The organism is Micromonospora sp. WMMD1102 (assembly GCF_029626265.1).
In the GTDB taxonomy this organism is placed as follows: domain Bacteria; phylum Actinomycetota; class Actinomycetes; order Mycobacteriales; family Micromonosporaceae; genus Plantactinospora.
On sequence record NZ_JARUBN010000001.1, the window covers coordinates 7,879,711 to 7,896,809 of the forward strand.

Genomic DNA, 17,099 nt, shown 5'->3' on the forward strand with positions numbered 1-17,099 from the left:
CACGGAAGGAGTTGTGCCATGCGCCGACGAATGTCGGGCATCTGGTTGGCCCTCCCCGTCCTCGGCCTGGTGCTCGCCGGCTGCGCCAAGCCCGACGAGGGGCCAGGGGTGGCCAGCGCCCAGGGCGGCGGGGGTGCCGGTCCTACGGCCAGTGCCAGTGCCGCCGCGATGAGTAACGATGATCGCCGCCTCGAGTTCGCCAAGTGCATGCGGGAGAACGGGGTGGAGATGCCCGACCCGGAGCCGGGCAAGGGCGGGATCCGGATGCAGCGCAGGCCGGGTGAGGATCCGGCCAAGGCGGAGGCGGCGATGGAGAAGTGCCGCCATCTGCTGCCGAACGGGGGTCAGCTGGAGCTGACCCCGGAGCAGGTCGAGCAGGTGCGCAAGCTGGCGAAGTGCATGCGGGAGAACGGGGTGCCGAACTTCCCGGACCCGCAGCCGGACGGCACCATGGAGCTCGGCCAGGGCAGCGGGTTCAAGCCGGACGACCCGGCGTTCCAGGCTGCCATGGAGAAGTGCCGGGGTGACTTCCCGGTCCGAATCCGAGGTGGCCAATGACGGAGGGCATCTCGGGCACCTCGCTCACCGGTACCGGCCCGACTCCAGACGACCCGGCCCGGGACGGCTCGGCTGCCGACGGCTCGGCTCCGGACGGGGCCGGGGCGGGCGGGGGCGCGGCGTCGGCCCCAGCCGGCCACGCCACGGGGGCGGTTCCGGCGGGCGCCGGACCGGGCAACGCCACGGGGGCGGTTCCGGCCGGCGGCGGACCGGGTCGGCGCCGCCGTCGCCGGCGGGGCCGGGCGGCGGCGGTGGTCACCGCCACCGCGCTCGCGGTCGCCGCCGGGGCGGCGGCCGCCGTCGGATTCGGCGGCGACGACCCGGGTACGGCCACCGCCAGCCACCTGCCACCGGCGAACGCCCAGGTCACCCGGCAGACACTGATCGACTCGGAGACCGCCGACGGCGAACTCGGGTACGGCGAGACGCGCACGGTCGCCGCCCGGAAGGCCGGTACCGTCACCTCGTTGGCCGCCGCCGGCACCCGGGTCACCCGGGGCAAGCCGCTCTACTCGGTCGACAACCAGAAGGTCGTACTCCTCTACGGCGGCCTGCCGGCATACCGGACGCTCCGGTCCGGGGACAGCGGTGACGACGTCGAGCAGTTCGAGAAGAACCTGAGTGCGCTCGGCTACGACGGGTTCACCGTCGACGACGAGTACACCTCGGCCACCGCCGAGGCGGTGCGGGACTGGCAGGACGACCTCGGGCTGGACGAGACCGGCCGGGTCGAGCTGGGCCAGGTCGTCTACGCCACCGGCGAGGTACGGGTGGACAGCATCGAGGCCGAGGGCGGCGACGCGGTGCAGCCCGGCGCCGGTGTGCTCAGCTACAGCGGTACGTCCCGGGTGGTCACCGTCTCGCTTGACGTGGACGACCAGCGGCTGGCCAAGCGGGGTGCCAAGGTCACGGTCACGTTGCCGGACGGCAAGGCGGTGCCCGGCACCGTCGCCGCCACCGAGACGGTGATCGAGACCAGCAGCGGCGCCAACGGCCAGGACGAGTCGGAAACCAGGATCGAGGTGACAGTCACCGCCGCCGACCCGAAGGCGCTGGCCGGCTTCGACAGCGCCTCGGTCGACGTGGCCTTCACCGCCGCCGAGCGGAAGGACGTCCTCACCGTCCCGGTCGCCGCGCTGCTCGCCCTCGCCGAGGGCGGTTACGGCGTGGAGATCGTCGAGGGGGACGCGACCCGGATCGTGGCGGTGCAGACCGGGCTCTTCGCCTCCGGCCGGGTGGAGGTGACCGGCGACGGGCTGGTCGAGGGGGCGACCGTGGGGATGCCGAAGTGAGCCGGGACGGAACGGCGGTGCGCCATCATGGGCCGGCCGGCGGGGCGACCGCGCTCGCCGACGCGCCGGCCGGCACCGACGGGGTCGTCGTGCTGGACCGGGTCACAAAGGTCTATCCGGGCGGGGTCACCGCGCTCGGCGGGGTCACCCTCGCCATCCGGCCGGGCGAACTGGTGGCGATCGTCGGGCCGTCCGGCTCCGGCAAGTCGACGATGCTGCACCTGATCGGCACCCTCGACCGGCCGTCGACCGGCACCGTGCACATCGACGGGTTCGACGTGGCGAAGCTGTCGGACCGGCAACTCTCCGCGTTACGGTCGTCCCGGATCGGCTTCGTCTTCCAGCAGTTCCACCTCGCACCGGGCGTACCGGTGCTGGACAACGTGGCGGACGGGCTGCTCTACGCCGGCGTACCCCTCGGGGAGCGGCGGCGGCGCGCGGAGGTCGCGCTGGTCCGGGTCGGGCTGGGGCACCGGCTCGACCACCGGCCGCACGAACTCTCCGGCGGCGAACGGCAGCGGGTGGCGATCGCCCGCGCCGTGGTCGGCAACCCGGCGCTGCTGCTGGCCGACGAGCCGACCGGCAACCTCGACTCGACGTCCGGGGCGGGGGTGCTGGCCTTGCTGCGGGAGCTGAACGCCGCCGGAACCACGGTGATCGTCATCACCCACGACCGGGAGATCGCCGCGAGCATGCCCCGGCAGGTGCAGATGCGCGACGGCCTCGTCCTGTCGGACAGCGCAGGTGGCGGTCGGCCGGCTGGCGGTGGCTTCGCGCCGATCTCGTCGCTCTCGCCGGTCTCGTCGCTCTCGTCGAACGGGGCGGGCTGATGGCCGGGACGGGCGGGGCACGGCCCCGGCTGGTACCGGCGCGGATGCGGCCCCGCGACATCCTCCGGGTCGGCGGCGTCGGGCTGCGTACCCGGCCGCTGCGGGCGTTCCTCTCCGCGCTGGGCATCGCGATCGGCATCGCCGCGATGGTCGCGGTGGTCGGCATCTCGTCCTCCTCCCGGGCGGAGCTGGACCGGATGCTCGACTCGCTCGGCACCAACCTGCTCACCGTCGGACCCGGCAACACCATGTTCGGCGACGAGGCGCAGTTGCCGGAGGAGTCGGTCGCGATGATCGGCCGGATCGGGCCGGTCCAGCAGGTCTCCGCCACCGGGATGCTCTCCGACGCCCGGGTCTACCGGTCGGACCGGATCCCGGCGGTGGAGAGCGGCGGGATCGCCGCCAGGGCGGCCCGACTGGACCTGCTCGACACGGTCGGGGCGACGGTGGTCAGCGGTACCTGGCTGAACGAGGCGACGTCGCGTTACCCGGCCGTCGTGCTGGGAGCCACCGCGGCCGAACGGCTGGGAATCGGCAGTGCCGGACCGGACGTACAGGTCTATCTCGGCAGTCGGTGGTTCACGGTGGTCGGGATCCTGGCCCCGGTGCCGCTGGCGCCGGAACTGGACCTCTCCGCACTGCTCGGCTGGGAGGCGGCGGCGTCGTACCTGGGCTTCGACGGGCACCCGACCACCGTCTACACCCGCTCGGCCGAGCAGTCGGTCGAGGCGGTGCAGGCCGTGCTCGGCGCCACCGCGAACCCGGAGGCGCCGAACGAGGTCAAGGTGTCCCGGCCGTCCGACGCGCTGGAGGCACAGCAGGCCACCGACGAGGCGTTCACCGGCCTGCTGCTCGGGCTCGGCGCGGTCGCGCTGCTGGTCGGCGGGGTCGGAGTGGCGAACACGATGGTGATCTCGGTACTCGAACGGCGGGCCGAGATCGGGTTGCGCCGTTCGCTCGGCGCGACCCGGGGTCAGGTACGCACCCAGTTCCTCGCCGAGTCGCTGCTGCTATCCGCCCTCGGCGGGGTCGGCGGAGTGCTGATCGGCATCGGGGTGACCGCCGGCTACGCCCTGTCCCGGGACTGGCCGACGGTGGTGCCGAGCTGGGCGATGGCCGGCGGGGTCGGCGCGACCCTGCTGATCGGCGCCTTCGCCGGGCTCTACCCGGCGATCCGGGCCGCCCGACTGGCCCCGACCGAGGCGCTCGCCACCCCCTGACGGGGCGTAAGGAAGGGCCCCTTCTTATCGCTTTTTGTATAGGAAGGGGCCCTTCCTTACGTTGTTGGTCAGGCGACGATGGTGTCGAGGGCGATCTCGACCATCTGGCCGAAGGTCTGCTCGCGCTCGTGCGCGGTGGTCTGCTCGCCCCGCTTGATGTGGTCGCTGACGGTCAGCAACGTCAACGCCTTCGCCCTGAACCGGGCCGCGATCGTGTAGAGCGCCGCCGACTCCATCTCCACCGCCAGCACGCCGTAGTCGGCCAGCGTGTCGTAGAGGTCCGGGCGGTCGGTGTAGAAGGCGTCCGCGGCCAGGATCGGCCCGACCCGCATCGCGATGCCGCGCCGCTGCGCCACCTCGACCGAGGTACGCAGCAGCCCGAAGTCGGCGACCGGGGCATAGTCGATCAGCCCGTCGAACCGCATCCGGTTCATGTTCGAGTCGGTCGACGAGCCGCTGGCCGCGATCACGTCCCGAAGCTGGAGGTCCTCGCTGAGGGCGCCGCACGAGCCGACCCGGATCAGCGACTTCACGCCGTAATCGTTGATCAGCTCGTGCGCGTAGATGGAGGCGGACGGCATCCCCATGCCGGAGCCCTGGACCGAAACCTCGGTGCCGGACCAGCGGCCGGTGAAGCCGAGCATGCCGCGCACCGTCGAGTAGCACTTGGCGTCCTCGAGGTAGGTCTCCGCGATCCACTTGGCCCGCAGCGGGTCGCCCGGCATCAGGACCCGCTCGGCGATCTCGCCAGGCTTGGCGCCAATGTGCGTACTCATGTGAGGTCATCCTGCCAGGTCCGTACGGCGGATACCGCCGCGACGTCGACCGGAGGCGTCGGGTACCCTTCTCGGCGGTGGTGTGTCCGAGTGGCCTAAGGAGCACGCCTCGAAAGCGTGTGAGGGTTTACGCCCTCCGCGGGTTCAAATCCCGCCGCCACCGCCACTGAACAGGCAAAACGCCCGGCAGGTCGGAAAACGACCTACCGGGCGTTCGGCTGTCCGCCCCGGCGAGCCGGCAACTCTTCGAGAACCTTCGTGCTCACGGCCTGGACCTGGGCGTCACCGACCTCCCGCCGACCGCATGATCATGACGGCGTTGTCGTCCAGTCTCCGTCCAGTCGATTTCCAGTGCGCTCCGGCACTCTACCGGCCTGGAGGTAAGTCCTGAGAGGAGTACGGATGTCAGCCCCCAACACCCGCAATCCATTCCGCCGGTTCGGTATGGTCACCGTGCTGGCCACGCTGCTGTCGACGCTGACGGTCGTCGCGACAGCGGGCGCCGCGAGCGCGGACCCGCCTCAGATTCCCTGCCCGTCGGACGCGTTCCCGGCGACCGTCGGCGCGGCCACCACGTCCGACGTCGGCACCTCGGGGATCATCATCGTTCGACGGACGCTGTACCGGTACGTCTCGGTGGCCTCGGTGTCGACGACCTTCAACATTGCCTACGCCAGGGTCTTCGACAACGCGGGGAACAGCGCTCCACTCAACACCACCATCGTGACCGAAACGAGCCAGACGTTCAGCGTGACGGTGACCGTGGGTACGACCGCGAAGCTCAGCGAGTTCCTGACCCGCAACGTCAGCGCCCAGATCGTCGCGTCGATCACCACGAAGTTCGGAGTCACCATCAACACCACAGTCGCGCCGTACAGCCGGCTGCTGGCCGAGTACGGGGTGGAGGCGTTCAACGTGACATACAACGTCCAGAAGATCGAACAGATTCAGAACCGGTGCTTCGACCACGGCATCACGCAGGCGGCAACGAACGCGCCGACGTACGTCGAAGGATGGCGGCTCAGGAACATCTGATCCTTCCATGACCAAGGTTCCCAAATCCCGCCGCCACAGCCACTGATCAGGGAAGGCGCCCGGTGTGTCCGAAAGGCCAGCCGGGCGTCTTGCCGTCTCGGGATCGCCGGCCCGCCCGTGGACCGCCCGAACCGCCCGTGAATCGTCACGGTCGGGTCGTGGAATTCGACAGCCGGGCACCTGTCTGGCGATTCTGGAATCAGGCTGACCATCGCGGATCATCTGGTGGCCAAGATTAATGCAAAGCGCTTGTTCGGTCGGATTTCCGATTGACGCTGGCATTCTGCGGACCCTAGCCTTAGCCGCTCTGGCTCGATGGATCGGCAGACGGGGAGGAAAGTTGCGGACTCCAGCGGCGACCTTAGTGCGCGTTTTAGATGTGGCTACTCCGGCGTGTGGAAGGTGCGTCGGGGTTGGCGGGTGGCGGGTCCGCCGCGGTCGAGGTAGCCGAGCATGCCGTTGATCGCGGCCCAGCGGATCATGTGTTCGGAGACCTCCGGGTGGGTTTCGTAGTCCCGTGCCAGGCGGCGGTGGAGCATCAACCAGCCGAGCGTGCGCTCTACCGGCCAACGGCGGGGGGATCAGCACGAATCCCTTCTGCCCTTTGGGTTTGCGGACGATCTCCAAGGTCAGCTTCAGGAACCGCTGGCACCAGTCGACGAGTACACCCGCGAAGCCGCCATCGGCGAGGACGTATCGGACTCCGAGGGCGTGGTAGAGGCTCAGCAAGGTGCCCTTCGCGCCGTCTCGGTCCTGCACGCTCGTCGCGACCACGCACACGACGAGCAGCAGCCCCAACGTGTCGGTGACGACGAACCGTTTCCTCCCACTGATCTTCTTGCCCGCATCGTAGCCCTGGGTGGTCGTCGGGACGGTGTCGGCGGTCCTGACGCTCTGGGAGTCGATGATCCCCGCACTCGGTTGCGGGTTGCGGCCCTGGCTGATCCGGACCTGTTCGCGCAGCTCGTCCAGGATTCTCTCGGTGGCGCCGGTCTTGTTCCGCTGCCGGAACCGGCCGTACACGGTCTGCCACGGCGGGAAGTCCGCTGGCAGGTACCGCCAGGCGCAGCCCGTCCGCACCACGTACAAGATCGCGTCAACGATGGCCCTGCGGGAGTGCTTCTCCGGGCGGCCCATCCACTTCGGCGGCGGTAGCACCTGCTCGATGAGCGCCCACTGTAGGTCCGTCAGGTCGGAGGGGTACCGGCGCGATCGATCCATACCGGCACATCGACCACTGCCTCACCTACCGACGCACACGCCGTGCGACCACATCTAAAACGCGCTCTTAGGCAAGCGTGCCATCATTCAGGTGGTGGTCATCGGTGCAACCCTGGCCGTAGGACTGGGAATCGGCGGCGCTTCCGCCGCGGCAGCCACGAAGATCTATGTGGGCTCCTACCCGGACCAGGTGCTGTGTGCAGAGCAGGGTGAGGGTGACCTGGCGGCGGGTGCGGCCAGCTCGTGGAGTTGCGAGTTGGAGCCGGACGGCTCCTGGAGCCTCTACGAGGCCCTTTAGCCGGCGCCTCTTCGGGTGGACCTCTGCGGGCGCGACGTGCGGCGGACCCCGAAGTGCCGCCTGACACCGAATGACCGTCGGGCGAGGCGACACACAGTCATGCCTTGATGTCCGAACTGGACTCGGCGGCCGGATGAACGCGCTGGACTGGCGTGTTCATCCGGCCGCAGCCGGGCCGGTGGTCCGGGCTTGACGGCTTCACCCACTCGCGGACAGCCGGCTTTTGGCATCGGGTCCGGCGGCGTCGGGTTCGGTGTCGAGGTGTTCCGCCGTGAGTTGGTGCAGCCACTTCCTCGTGCGCAGTGGGGTTACGGCGTCCAGAGGCCGAGGTCGATGGTCCGGGTCAGGGTGGCCTGCTCGTCGTCGCCGTCCAGCGACCAGATCATCGCGCCGCCGAGTCGCTCCGCGCGGATGTACAGCGTCTTCTGGAGCAGCACCGCCGGGTCGTCGTACGTCCAGAACGTCGTACCGTCGTAGAGCCATGCCGTGCCGGCGCGCAGGTCGCGGTGTAGCCGGTAGCCGTCCCTGCCCACCTTGGTCTTCAGCACCTTGTAGTCCTCGTAGCCGGCCTCGAAGGTGGCCGGCGCGGCGCCGCCGGTGGCGGTACCGAACAGCCCGTCGCGCCCGCCGGTGACCCCGGTCCAGCCGCGCCCGTAGTACGGGATGCCCAGCACCAGCTTGCGGCGCTCGGCGCCGCGGTCGAGCCAGGCGTCGATGGTGCGGTCGACGGCGAAGTCCGGTTCGGTGGCCCCGGCCGGTACCCGCAGGGCGGACTGCTGGTTGGCGACCGGCTCCCAGGTGCCGTGGAAGTCGTAGCCCTGCACGGTGGCGAAGTCCAGGTTCCGGAAGACCTTGCGGACCTCGAAGCCGGCGTCGATCGCGGCCGGGTTGGCCGGTACGAAGGCGGTCAGCGCGTAGTGCCGCCGGGCCGGCCTGCCGAGCGCGTCGAGCTGGCGGCGGAACTCGGCGACCAGCGCGGTGAAGTTCTGCTTGTCCTCGGGCCGGTAGACGGTGTCGACGTCACCGGCCGAGCCCGGCCACTCCCAGTCCAGGTCGATGCCGTCGAAGACTCCGGCGAGCGAGCCGGGTCCGCCGGCGCTGCCGTCCGGGTTGGGCAGGTTGCCCTTGAGGTAGAGGTCGATGCATGAGGAGACGAACTTCCGCCGGGACTCGGGGGTGAGCGCCGCGTCGGAGAAGTGCGTCGACCAGCTCCAGCCGCCGAGTGAGATTAGTACCTTCAGGTCCGGATGCAGTGCCTTCAGCTTCTGCAACTGCCCGAAGTTGCCGTTCAGCGGCTCGCCCCAGCTGTCGGCGACGCCGTCGACGCTCTCCTCGGCGGGCACCGGCCGCTGGTAGTCGGCCCAGGCGTCGCCCTCGCCCGGCCCGCCGTCGACGTAGCAGCGGCCGTCCGGGCTGACGTTGCCGAAGGCGTAGTTGAGGTGGGTCAGCCGGCCCGCGGCGCCGGAGTCGTGCAGTTTCTTGATGGTGAAGGCCCGGCCGTAGATGCCCCACTGGGTGAAGTATCCGACCTTGACGTAGTCGCCGCCCCGGCCGCCGTCGGGCCGGGAGGCGGTCTCGGGCCGGGACGCCGCGCCGGGGGCGGCCGAAGCCGGGGGTACGGCGATGCCGGCGAGCAGGGCGGTGACGGCGGTGGCCGCGGTGAGGGTACCGAGTCGACAGAGAACGGATCCGCGCATATGCACTCCTGGAGCGGGGGTTGGAGCGTCGGCAAAACAATTAAGAAACTTTCCGGTGTCTGCCTGCAAGGTAGGGCGGTCGATGTCCGGCGGACAAGTGCGCCGTACGGATCGCACCGAAGGTGTGGCGGTGGGTAGTTAAAGAACATTTAGGAATCCGAACTGATCCACTTCGTACCGGTCGCCGTACCCAGCGGTAGCTGCATCCGGCAGCGGGCGAGGCGCTGCGTACGGCGGCGGACGAGGCGAGGGAGCGGTGTATGAACAGGCGACGCAGGACGACCGGTCGGGGGCGGAAGGTGTTCCTGGGCGTGGCGGCGGCAGCCCTGCTCGGCGGTGCGCTGGCCGTCGGGACCGGACTCGGCAACGCTGGCGAGAGCTGCGCCGGCCTGGACGCCGCGCTGCGGAACAACCTGAACTTCATCGCCGGTCAGCAGGCCAACCCGGATGCTCTCTCCGAAGCTCGGATCGCCAACCGGCAGGCTGTGGTCGACCTGATCCAGCAGCGCCGGGCCACCGCCGGCTGCACCGCCGAGGTACGCGCCGACGCGCCCGTCCCGCCCGCCGCCCCACCGGCCGCCGAGCCGACCACGGCTCCGGCGAAGCCGCCGGCCCAGCCACCCGAGGCGCCCGCCCAGCCGCCGGCCAACCCCGGCGGCGGCTCGAACGGCAACGACCCGAACGGCGACGACCCGAGCAGTGAGGTGATCTGCAAGGGCGGCACGGTCACCCTGTTCAACGAGGACGCCGGTCCGGCCGCGTCCAGCGGGACCTTCCCGATCGGTACCACGTTGAAGGTCACCAACCTGGACAACGGCAAGAGCGTCACGGTCAGGGTGACCAGCCCGTCCGGCAGCTGCGTACTGCTCAACGACGCGGCCTTCGAGCAGGTCCGGGAGCCGGGCAAGTTCGTGATCCGGCGCCCGGTGGTCGAACGGATCGGCTGACGTCGCCGCCCACGAGCGACACGCAAAGCACCGTTTCTGCCCGATTTAGTGACCTTCTTCTGTTAAGATCCATTTGTGAAAGATCCTGCTCGAACAGTTCTCGCAGTCGGCGGAGAAGGAACGGTGACCGCCGACCGCGCGGTCATGCGCTCGTCGTGGCGGCGCAGTTCGCGCTGCGTGACCGAACATCATTGTGTCGAGTTCGCGCTCAGCGGGGACGGGGTGGCACTCCGGAATTCACAGCGCCCCGCGGCCGTGCTCCTGATCGGGCGGAGCGTCTGGCGCGAACTCGTCGCCGGGTTGAAGAACGACGCCTTCGTGAACCGGGGCGGTCTGGACAGTTAGTCCGCGCCGCCCCGGTTCCGCCGTCCGATCACGACGCTCTATTCGCGCGCTCGTGACTCCCTTCGACGCTGCGGGCGTACCATCTCGTCGCCGAGTCGGGTCGCGCCGCGCAGGCCGTCCCAGGGCGGATTGACCGGCGGCGTCGGCGGCTCGTACGACCGCGAGGGCGGCCCGGCCTTGACCGCACAGAGGAACTCTTCGTTCACCAGCGCCATGAACCGGGCCGCCCGGGTACGCGGCTTGCGGTGCAGGTGCCAGTCGCCGTGCCGTTGCCAGAAGAGCCGGGGCACCTCGCTGTCGAAGAACTGGGCCAGGAACTCCCGCGCCTCGCGTTCGGTCAGTCCTCTGCGCTCCCACGCCCTCGTCCAGGACTTTATGACCAGACTGCAGTAGTAGAAGAGCCGTTCGTCCACGTGTTCCGGTGACACCCGGGCACCCCAGCACTGGCAGTACTCCGGATTCTCGACGGCGAGTTGCACGAGGTCGTCGGTGCGGTGGTAGACGGCCTGCACCCGCTCGTACCTGAACTGGTTGTACTGGACCACGAGCGAGGCGCAGACGACCAGCAGGGCGAGCGCGGCCAGCAGTGCCGAGGCTGCGCCGTACGCCTGCCCGATGTCGCTGGCCGTCGAATAGTCGTGCTGACCGCTGTAGAGCCGGTTCAGGATGGTGGGCGACACGATCGCGGCGAGGAGCGTCCCAGCCAGCAGCACGGTGGATGCGACGAGCAGCGTGGACCGAACGAGTCGGTGCCTCCGCTCGTCCGAGGCATAGGTCTCGCGTACCGCCATCGTGACTCCTCTGTCGGATCTGGTCAGATAGCAATTCTCGCGGCTGCTCCGAGTTGACTCCATCTGTCACGCATGTTCATTCACTAACCGGCGCCGGTGCTGCGGATTTGCCCGGCATTATGGCCCGGTGCTCGTGGAACTTCCATTTTCTATTCGAGATCTGGATCAGCCAGGTTTCGATGGAGAATGCGTTCCTGTTGCGCACCGTCAGATTGGCAATACGCACCGGATGCGGGAAGGGCACGGTCAGCCGGCGGAGGTGGGAAGCAACCGGTGCGGCAGCTGCCAGCCGTCGGCGAGCCTCGACGGGTGCACGTTGTGGCCGCCGCCGAAGAACTCGCAGAACTTCATGATCAGTGGATCCCAGCCGATCGGGTCGACGTGGCGCGTGCCGGGGATGACCAGGGACTCGTCGACGTGGGCGCGGAGTACCTCGACCTGGAAGGCGGTGCAGTCGGGCACCGGCTCGGCCATCGGCAGTACCGCGACGACCCGGCACTCCAGCTGGATCGGGCACTGCGCGACCCGGGGCGCCCGGACCAGCTCGGACGGCTGCTCGGTGAAACCGGCCAGGGCGAACTTGTCCGGCTCGTACCGGTAGCCCTGGGCGAGCTTGTGCTCCGGCACGATCCGCTTCCCGGTGGTGAGCGCGATCCGGTCCACCGCACCGACCATGTTCGACGAGGGCAGGTTGAGTACGCACTCCCGCTCCCGGCGCAGGTTCGCCGTCGTCTGGCCGCTGTTGCCCAGGCCGAGCATCCCGGACTGTCCCAGCCACCAGGCCGACGACATCGGGGCGAGGTTGGCGCTGCCGTCCTCGTTGCGGGAACTGATCAACACCACTGGCGTGCCGAAGTACAGCACCTTGAGCCCGGGAACGACGTGCATCCGGCAACTCTGTCCGGCGGACCGGCAGAGTCGCTGGCGGAGATCGGACCTGGCGTTCCGGCTGTCCGCCCGAGGCCGCGTCCGGGACGGTGGCGAGCGGGCTCAGCAGGTGCCGAAGCCCTCGTCGAAGAGACGCTTCGCGTAGTCGGTGTAGCCGGCGACGGTCTTGCGGACCGTCCGGCCGTCGTGCAGGAAGAGGTAGGCCCGGTCCCCCTGCATCGCCAGCAGTCCGTCGTAGCGGTAGCTGCCGGGGGGCGCGGTCAGCCGGGTGGCGGCCGGGTAGGCGGCCTCGACCTGGTCGACGGGGGTGCCGGCGGTGACACCTTCCGGGGTACGCACCGGTGGGCTGGCCCAGAGCAGCACCAGCCGGTCGCCGGCGAAGACCGGGCTGACCGTGGCCGGCTCGGTCAGGCTCGGGCCGCAGTCGGAGGCGGAGAGGTCGTCGGCGGGGAATGTCGCGTCGAGTTCCCCACGTCGGCGTAACTCCTGGGCGGTGTCGCCGAACTCGATGTCGTTGACGCCCCTGAGGTGGAGGACGCCCGGCCCGTAACCGGGTGTCGCCGCGGGCTCGTCCGAGAACGTCCGGTACGCGTGGCAGAGCGCCACCGCGCCCGCCACGAGCACCGCCACGACCCGTACGACTTTCCGTGCCTCCATGTAGCCCTCCGGGCACTCAGGGTAGTTTACCCCGCATTTGTCCCGTTCGTCGGGGTGGCGGCAGGCAATCCACACCCTGCGGATGGCACATGTGTACGAGCAAGACCGGTGACGGTGGAGTGGCATTGCCGGACCGCACCGCCAGTCATGCCTCGGGAAGCAGGTCCTTCGACACCAGTCGGCCGTGCGCGGCGCAGATCCGATAGACGTCCAGCCGGGGCTGGAGCACGTCGCCGTGCGAGCGGTAGTAGCGGCAGTCGGCACCGGCGGGCGACGGCAGCGGATCGGGCTCCGGCGGCTCCAGCATCTCCCGCCGGGGCAGCAGGGGGAGCACGGTGGCCCAGTCCTGCCCGACCCGCAGTTCCGCGTACCGGTGCGGGTTGAGTACGGAGTTGCTGGTCACGTAGAGGTAGTAGCCGAGGGCGGCGCCGCCGAGCGTAACGGCGAGCGTCGCCAGCACCGTCGTGGCCGCGACCAGACCCCGGCGGGCCTCCCGCTGCACCCGACGACGCAGGTCGGCCGCCGGCACCGCGTCGGGGAGCAGAGGTTCCACGGGGACCGGTCCGGCGGAGAGCGGTTCGGCTTGGCTCGCGCCGGCGGAGAGCGGTTCGGCCGGGACCGGACTGGAGAGCGGCGGTTCCGCCGGGACCGGGCGGTCGGCCCGGACGGGCAGCCGGGCGACGACCTCGAAGCCGCCGTCCCGGGCACCGGCGCGCAGCGTGCCGCCGGTCAGCCGTACCCGCTCACGGAGTCCGACCAGGCCGCGCCCGCCTCGGGCAGAAACCGGCGCGGCCGGTGGCGCACCGGGCGGCGGGGCGGTGTTCGTGACGTCGACCAGCACCGCCCCGCTGTCGTCGGCGTCGAGCCGCACGGTGACCGCCGCGCCGCCCGCGTGCTTGTTGGCGTTGGTAAGTGACTCCTGCACCACCCGGAAGACGGCCCTGGCCACCAGCGGCGGCATGGGCTCCGCTGGCCGCCCGTCGTGCAGCTCCACAGGCATCCCCGCGGCCCGCGCCCGGCGGACGAGATCGGCGACCTCCCCGAGACTCCCGGCTGCCGCGCCGGGGTGCCGAGCGGCCGCCTCGTCGGCCGGGTCGTCCCGGAGCAGTTCGATGATGTCCCGCAACTGGCCGGTGGCGGCAGCCGCGCCGGCCCGGAGCTGGCCGGCCGCCTCCCGGGTCCGCTCGTCCAGGTCGGGCCGGACCTCCAGGGCACCGGCCCGGAGCGCGAGCAGGCTCAACTCGTGGCCGAGCGAGTCGTGCATGTCCTCGGCGATCCGGGCCCGCTCGCGCAGCCGTACCTCCCGGGTCAGCATCCGCTGTTCGCGTTCGAGCTGCTCCGCCCGCTCCCAACCGGCGGCGACGAGGGCACGCTGCTGCCGCCGGTAGCGGCCGACCAACCACGGGAAGAGCCCGGCGTAGACCAGCGCGCCGGCCATCGTCGCCCAGGGCACGAAACCGGACCGGCTCCACACCAGCGGGGTGCCCAGCACCGCGAGCCCGGAGTAGCTTGCCGCCGCCGGCCAGGTGCTGGCCATCCGGCGGCCGAGCAGATAGCTGACCGGCGGCAGGCCGAAGGAGTAGTTGCCGTCCAGCCCGCAGAGCGCCACCACGACGAAGAGCGGGACCAGCGGCAGGCGCCGTCCCACCGCCAGCGCGCCGCCCAGGGCTGCCAGGCCGCCGAGCAGCAGCCACGGCGGGTACGACCGGTGCCCGGCCCAGCCCGACGTCACCAGCCCGGCCAGCAGTGCCCAGAGCAGCAGGTCGGCGACGAGGGCCCGGTGGCGTCGTCGCCGCCCGCCCCCGAACCGCCAGGCTGCCTCGGTCGCGGGTCGCACCGTTGCGACGGTACCCAGGCAGCCCGCTCGAGGAGATCCGGGGCGTCGCCCAGACGACCCGGAAATCGCGGGTACGTCGACCCCGAGAAAGGTCAGGGTCGGCGGTTGACCATCGGGCGCAGCCGAGCGGCGGCCCGGCTTCGTAGTTTTCGACCATGCTGACAATCGAGTCCGGGCTGACTACCGCCCAGGTCGCCGAGCGGATCGTGGCGGGGCAGGTCAACGACGTACCGGTGCGGTCGGCCAGGAGCGTCGGGGAGATCGTCAAGGCGAACCTGTTCACCCGGATCAACGCGATCATGGGTGTGCTGTTCGGGGTGATCCTCGCGGTCGGCCCGATCCAGGACGCGCTCTTCGGCGGCGTGATCATCGCCAACACCCTGATCGGCGTGGTCCAGGAGCTGCGGGCCAAGCGCACCCTGGACCGGCTCGCTATCGTCGGCGCCGCCCGCCCGGTGGTACGCCGGGACGGCGACGCCGTCGAGGTGACCGCCGCCGACCTGGTGCTGGACGACCTCGTCGAGCTGGGACCCGGCGACCAGATAGCCGTCGACGGGGTGGTGGTCGAGGGCGAGCAGCTGGAGGTCGACGAGTCGCTGCTGACCGGCGAGGCCGACCCGGTGGTCAAGCAGCCCGGTGACCCGCTGCTCTCCGGCAGCTTCGTCGCCGCCGGTACCGGGGCGATGCGGGCCACCAAGGTCGGCCGGGCGGCGTACGCGGCCCGGCTCGCCGAGGAGGCCAGCCGGTTCACCCTGGTCGACTCGGAACTGCGCGGCGGGCTGAACACCATCCTGCGGTTCGTCACCTGGCTGATCGTGCCGACCGGACTGGCCCTGATCGTCAGCCAGTACCTGGTCAACTCCGACGACCTGCCGGAGGCGGTCCGCCGGATGGTCGCCGGCCTGGTGCCGATGGTGCCGGAAGGGCTGGTCCTGCTCACCTCGGTGGCGTTCGCGGTCGGGGTGATCCGGCTCGGCCGGCGGCGCTGCCTGGTGCAGGAACTGCCGGCGATCGAGGGACTGGCCCGGGTCAGCGTGGTCTGCCTGGACAAGACCGGCACCCTCACCGACGCGGCGATGACGGTGGCCGAGGTACGCCGGCTCGACCCGACCGCCCCGGTGCCGGAGCTGCTCGGCCTGCTCGGTGCCGCCGACGAGCGGCCGAACGCCAGCCTCCGGGCGGTCGTCGAGGCGTACCCGGCGCCGCGTGGATGGCGGATCGCGGAGCGGGTGCCGTTCTCGTCCGCCCGGAAGTGGGGCGGGGCCACCCTCGTCGATCCGGACGGGGCCATCGGGCGGTGGCGGCTCGGCGCCCCCGACGTACTGCTGCCGGCCGGCCACCCCGCGCTCACCGAGGCGGACGCGTACGGCGAGCGAGGCCTGCGGGTACTGCTACTCGCCCGCTCAGACTCCACCACCCCGGGTAAGGAAGGGCCCCCGCTACAACAGAAAACGATAAGCGGGGGCCCTTCCTTACACCCGGTGGCGCTGGTGGTGCTCGCCCAGCGGCTCCGCCCGGAGGCGCCGGACACGCTGCGCTACTTCGCCGAGCAGGGGGTGGCGGTGAAGGTCCTCTCCGGCGACAACGCCCGCTCGGTCGGTGCGGTCGCCCGCAGCCTCGGGCTGCCCGGCGCCGAACACCCGGTCGACGCCCGGGAACTGCCGACCGATCCGGCGGAACTCGCCGAGGTGGTGCAGCGGCACACCGTGTTCGGCCGGGTCGGGCCGCAGCAGAAGCGGGACCTGGTGGCGGTGCTCCAGGCCGCCGGGCACACGGTGGCGATGACCGGGGACGGGGTCAACGACGTACTCGCGCTCAAGGACGCGGACATCGGGGTGGCGATGGGCTCGGGGAGTCCGGCCAGCCGGGCGGTGGCCCAGATCGTGCTGCTGGACGACAACTTCGGTGCGCTGCCGGCGGTGGTCGCGCAGGGGCGGCGGGTGATCGGCAACATCGAACGGGTCGCGAACCTGTTCCTGACCAAGACCGTCTACTCGGTGCTGCTGGCCGTGACGGTGGTGCTGAGCCAGGTGCCGTACCCGTTCCTGCCCCGGCACCTGACCATCATCTCGTCGCTGACCATCGGCATCCCGGCGTTCTTCCTGGCGCTGGCCCCGAACACGGAACGGGCCCGGTCCGGCTTCGTCAGCCGGGTGCTGCGGTTCGCCGTACCGTCCGGGGTGGTGGCGATGGCGGCGACGCTCACGTCGTACCTGTTCGCCCGGAGTGTCTATGACGGCGACCTGGCGGCGGAGACCTCGGCGGCGACGCTCACCCTCTTCCTGGTCGGGCTCTGGGCGGTGGCGATCATCGCCCGGCCGTACACCTGGTGGCGGATCCTGCTGGTGCTGGCCCTCGGGTGCGCGTTCGCGGTCATCCTGGTGGTGCCGTTCCTCCAGGACTTCTTCCAGCTGAACCTGGTCGGCACGACCGCGCCGGCCGTGGCGGTGGGGCTCGCGGTCGCCGCCGGAGCGTTGCTGGAACTGGTCCGGCTCGTGTCACGTCGCGGCGTACGCCGGTGAGTCCCGACTACTCGCCGAGGCGGCACGAATTGGTGAGTCGGGAGTGGACCCCTTTCTCGTAACGTCGTTGTCGGCCGGGAAAAACCCAGGTCGGAAACGGGTCGCCCGCCGAAGGAAAACGAATTCGGGAACTGTCGGGGAATTGACAGTACGGGCGATCCGGACATGGAGCGAGAACGAGGAGA

Annotated in this window: 16 protein-coding genes, 1 tRNA gene and 1 pseudogene; 10 read left to right on the plus strand and 8 right to left on the minus strand. The window is 70.6% G+C overall.

Annotation, left to right across the window (positions count from 1 at the left end; genetic code table 11):
• Positions 1 to 18 precede the first annotated feature (18 nt).
• From O7626_RS35805 to O7626_RS35820, 4 genes are all read left to right on the plus strand, one after another.
• Positions 19 to 558: a hypothetical protein gene (locus O7626_RS35805; protein ID WP_278065389.1), complete on the plus strand. Its 540-nt coding sequence runs from the start codon at positions 19 to 21 to the stop codon at positions 556 to 558.
• Positions 555 to 1,850: a peptidoglycan-binding domain-containing protein gene (locus tag O7626_RS35810; protein WP_278065390.1), complete on the plus strand. Its 1,296-nt coding sequence runs from the start codon at positions 555 to 557 to the stop codon at positions 1,848 to 1,850. The genes O7626_RS35805 and O7626_RS35810 overlap by 4 nt, the downstream gene beginning before the upstream one ends.
• A gap of 89 nt (positions 1,851 to 1,939) precedes the next feature.
• Positions 1,940 to 2,680, plus strand: coding sequence for an ABC transporter ATP-binding protein (locus tag O7626_RS35815; RefSeq protein WP_278066467.1), 741 nt, complete (start codon positions 1,940 to 1,942; stop codon positions 2,678 to 2,680).
• A complete protein-coding gene (locus tag O7626_RS35820; RefSeq protein WP_278065391.1) occupies positions 2,680 to 3,900 on the plus strand; it encodes an FtsX-like permease family protein in 1,221 nt (406 codons plus the stop codon). Before O7626_RS35815 ends, O7626_RS35820 begins: the two co-directional genes overlap by 1 nt.
• 68 nt (positions 3,901 to 3,968) lie before the next feature.
• Here O7626_RS35820 and deoD read toward each other — a convergent pair whose 3' ends face one another.
• Entirely contained in the window at positions 3,969 to 4,676 is a 708-nt protein-coding gene (gene deoD, locus O7626_RS35825) for a purine-nucleoside phosphorylase (RefSeq protein ID WP_278065392.1), read from the minus strand.
• 76 nt (positions 4,677 to 4,752) lie between these two features.
• Here deoD and O7626_RS35830 point away from each other — a divergent pair.
• Positions 4,753 to 4,842 (plus strand) — tRNA-Ser (locus O7626_RS35830).
• Positions 4,843 to 5,078: 236 nt separating this feature from the next.
• Complete coding sequence (locus O7626_RS35835) at positions 5,079 to 5,711, plus strand: hypothetical protein (RefSeq protein ID WP_278066539.1); 633 nt, start codon at positions 5,079 to 5,081, stop codon at positions 5,709 to 5,711.
• Between the two features lie 383 nt (positions 5,712 to 6,094).
• On the opposite strand, the gene O7626_RS35840 is transcribed toward O7626_RS35835, so the two are convergent.
• Both O7626_RS35840 and O7626_RS35845 read right to left on the minus strand, forming a co-directional pair.
• Entirely contained in the window at positions 6,095 to 6,250 is a 156-nt protein-coding gene (locus O7626_RS35840; RefSeq protein WP_278066540.1) for a hypothetical protein, read from the minus strand.
• Between the two features lie 130 nt (positions 6,251 to 6,380).
• A pseudogene (locus O7626_RS35845) lies at positions 6,381 to 6,932 on the minus strand (IS5 family transposase); the annotation flags it as partial.
• A 94-nt stretch (positions 6,933 to 7,026) separates the two neighbouring features.
• On the opposite strand from O7626_RS35845, the gene O7626_RS35850 reads away from it, so the two are divergent.
• Positions 7,027 to 7,230 carry a hypothetical protein gene (locus tag O7626_RS35850; protein ID WP_278065393.1) on the plus strand — a complete coding sequence of 68 codons (204 nt, stop codon included), beginning with the start codon at positions 7,027 to 7,029 and terminating at the stop codon, positions 7,228 to 7,230.
• A gap of 308 nt (positions 7,231 to 7,538) precedes the next feature.
• Here the strand turns inward: O7626_RS35850 and O7626_RS35855 are convergent, their stop codons facing one another.
• The gene (locus tag O7626_RS35855; RefSeq protein ID WP_278065394.1) at positions 7,539 to 8,927 is read right to left on the minus strand and encodes a glycoside hydrolase family 18 protein; all 1,389 of its coding nucleotides are present in this window, start codon (positions 8,925 to 8,927) and stop codon (positions 7,539 to 7,541) included.
• A gap of 260 nt (positions 8,928 to 9,187) precedes the next feature.
• Here O7626_RS35855 and O7626_RS35860 point away from each other — a divergent pair, with 260 nt between their 5' ends.
• Together O7626_RS35860 and O7626_RS35865 are read left to right on the plus strand one after the other, a co-directional pair.
• Positions 9,188 to 9,874, plus strand: a complete 687-nt coding sequence (locus tag O7626_RS35860; RefSeq protein ID WP_278065395.1) for a hypothetical protein — start codon at positions 9,188 to 9,190, stop codon at positions 9,872 to 9,874.
• A gap of 123 nt (positions 9,875 to 9,997) precedes the next feature.
• The gene (locus tag O7626_RS35865; RefSeq protein WP_278065396.1) at positions 9,998 to 10,219 is read left to right on the plus strand and encodes a DUF397 domain-containing protein; all 222 of its coding nucleotides are present in this window, start codon (positions 9,998 to 10,000) and stop codon (positions 10,217 to 10,219) included.
• Between the two features lie 38 nt (positions 10,220 to 10,257).
• Here the strand turns inward: O7626_RS35865 and O7626_RS35870 are convergent, their stop codons facing one another.
• The 4 genes from O7626_RS35870 to O7626_RS35885 all read right to left on the minus strand — a co-directional run bounded on the left by O7626_RS35870 (position 10,258) and on the right by O7626_RS35885 (position 14,392).
• Positions 10,258 to 11,010 (minus strand): DUF6082 family protein, encoded by a 753-nt coding sequence (locus O7626_RS35870; protein ID WP_278065397.1) that lies wholly within the window; start codon positions 11,008 to 11,010, stop codon positions 10,258 to 10,260.
• A 246-nt stretch (positions 11,011 to 11,256) separates the two neighbouring features.
• Positions 11,257 to 11,898 (minus strand): flavin reductase family protein, encoded by a 642-nt coding sequence (locus O7626_RS35875; protein WP_278065398.1) that lies wholly within the window; start codon positions 11,896 to 11,898, stop codon positions 11,257 to 11,259.
• Between the two features lie 102 nt (positions 11,899 to 12,000).
• Positions 12,001 to 12,555: a hypothetical protein gene (locus tag O7626_RS35880; RefSeq protein WP_278065399.1), complete on the minus strand. Its 555-nt coding sequence runs from the start codon at positions 12,553 to 12,555 to the stop codon at positions 12,001 to 12,003.
• 145 nt (positions 12,556 to 12,700) lie between these two features.
• Positions 12,701 to 14,392 (minus strand): histidine kinase, encoded by a 1,692-nt coding sequence (locus O7626_RS35885; RefSeq protein WP_278065400.1) that lies wholly within the window; start codon positions 14,390 to 14,392, stop codon positions 12,701 to 12,703.
• A 155-nt stretch (positions 14,393 to 14,547) separates the two neighbouring features.
• On the opposite strand from O7626_RS35885, the gene O7626_RS35890 reads away from it, so the two are divergent.
• Positions 14,548 to 16,914 carry an HAD-IC family P-type ATPase gene (locus tag O7626_RS35890; protein WP_278065401.1) on the plus strand — a complete coding sequence of 789 codons (2,367 nt, stop codon included), beginning with the start codon at positions 14,548 to 14,550 and terminating at the stop codon, positions 16,912 to 16,914.
• The last annotated feature ends 185 nt before the right edge of the window (positions 16,915 to 17,099 follow it).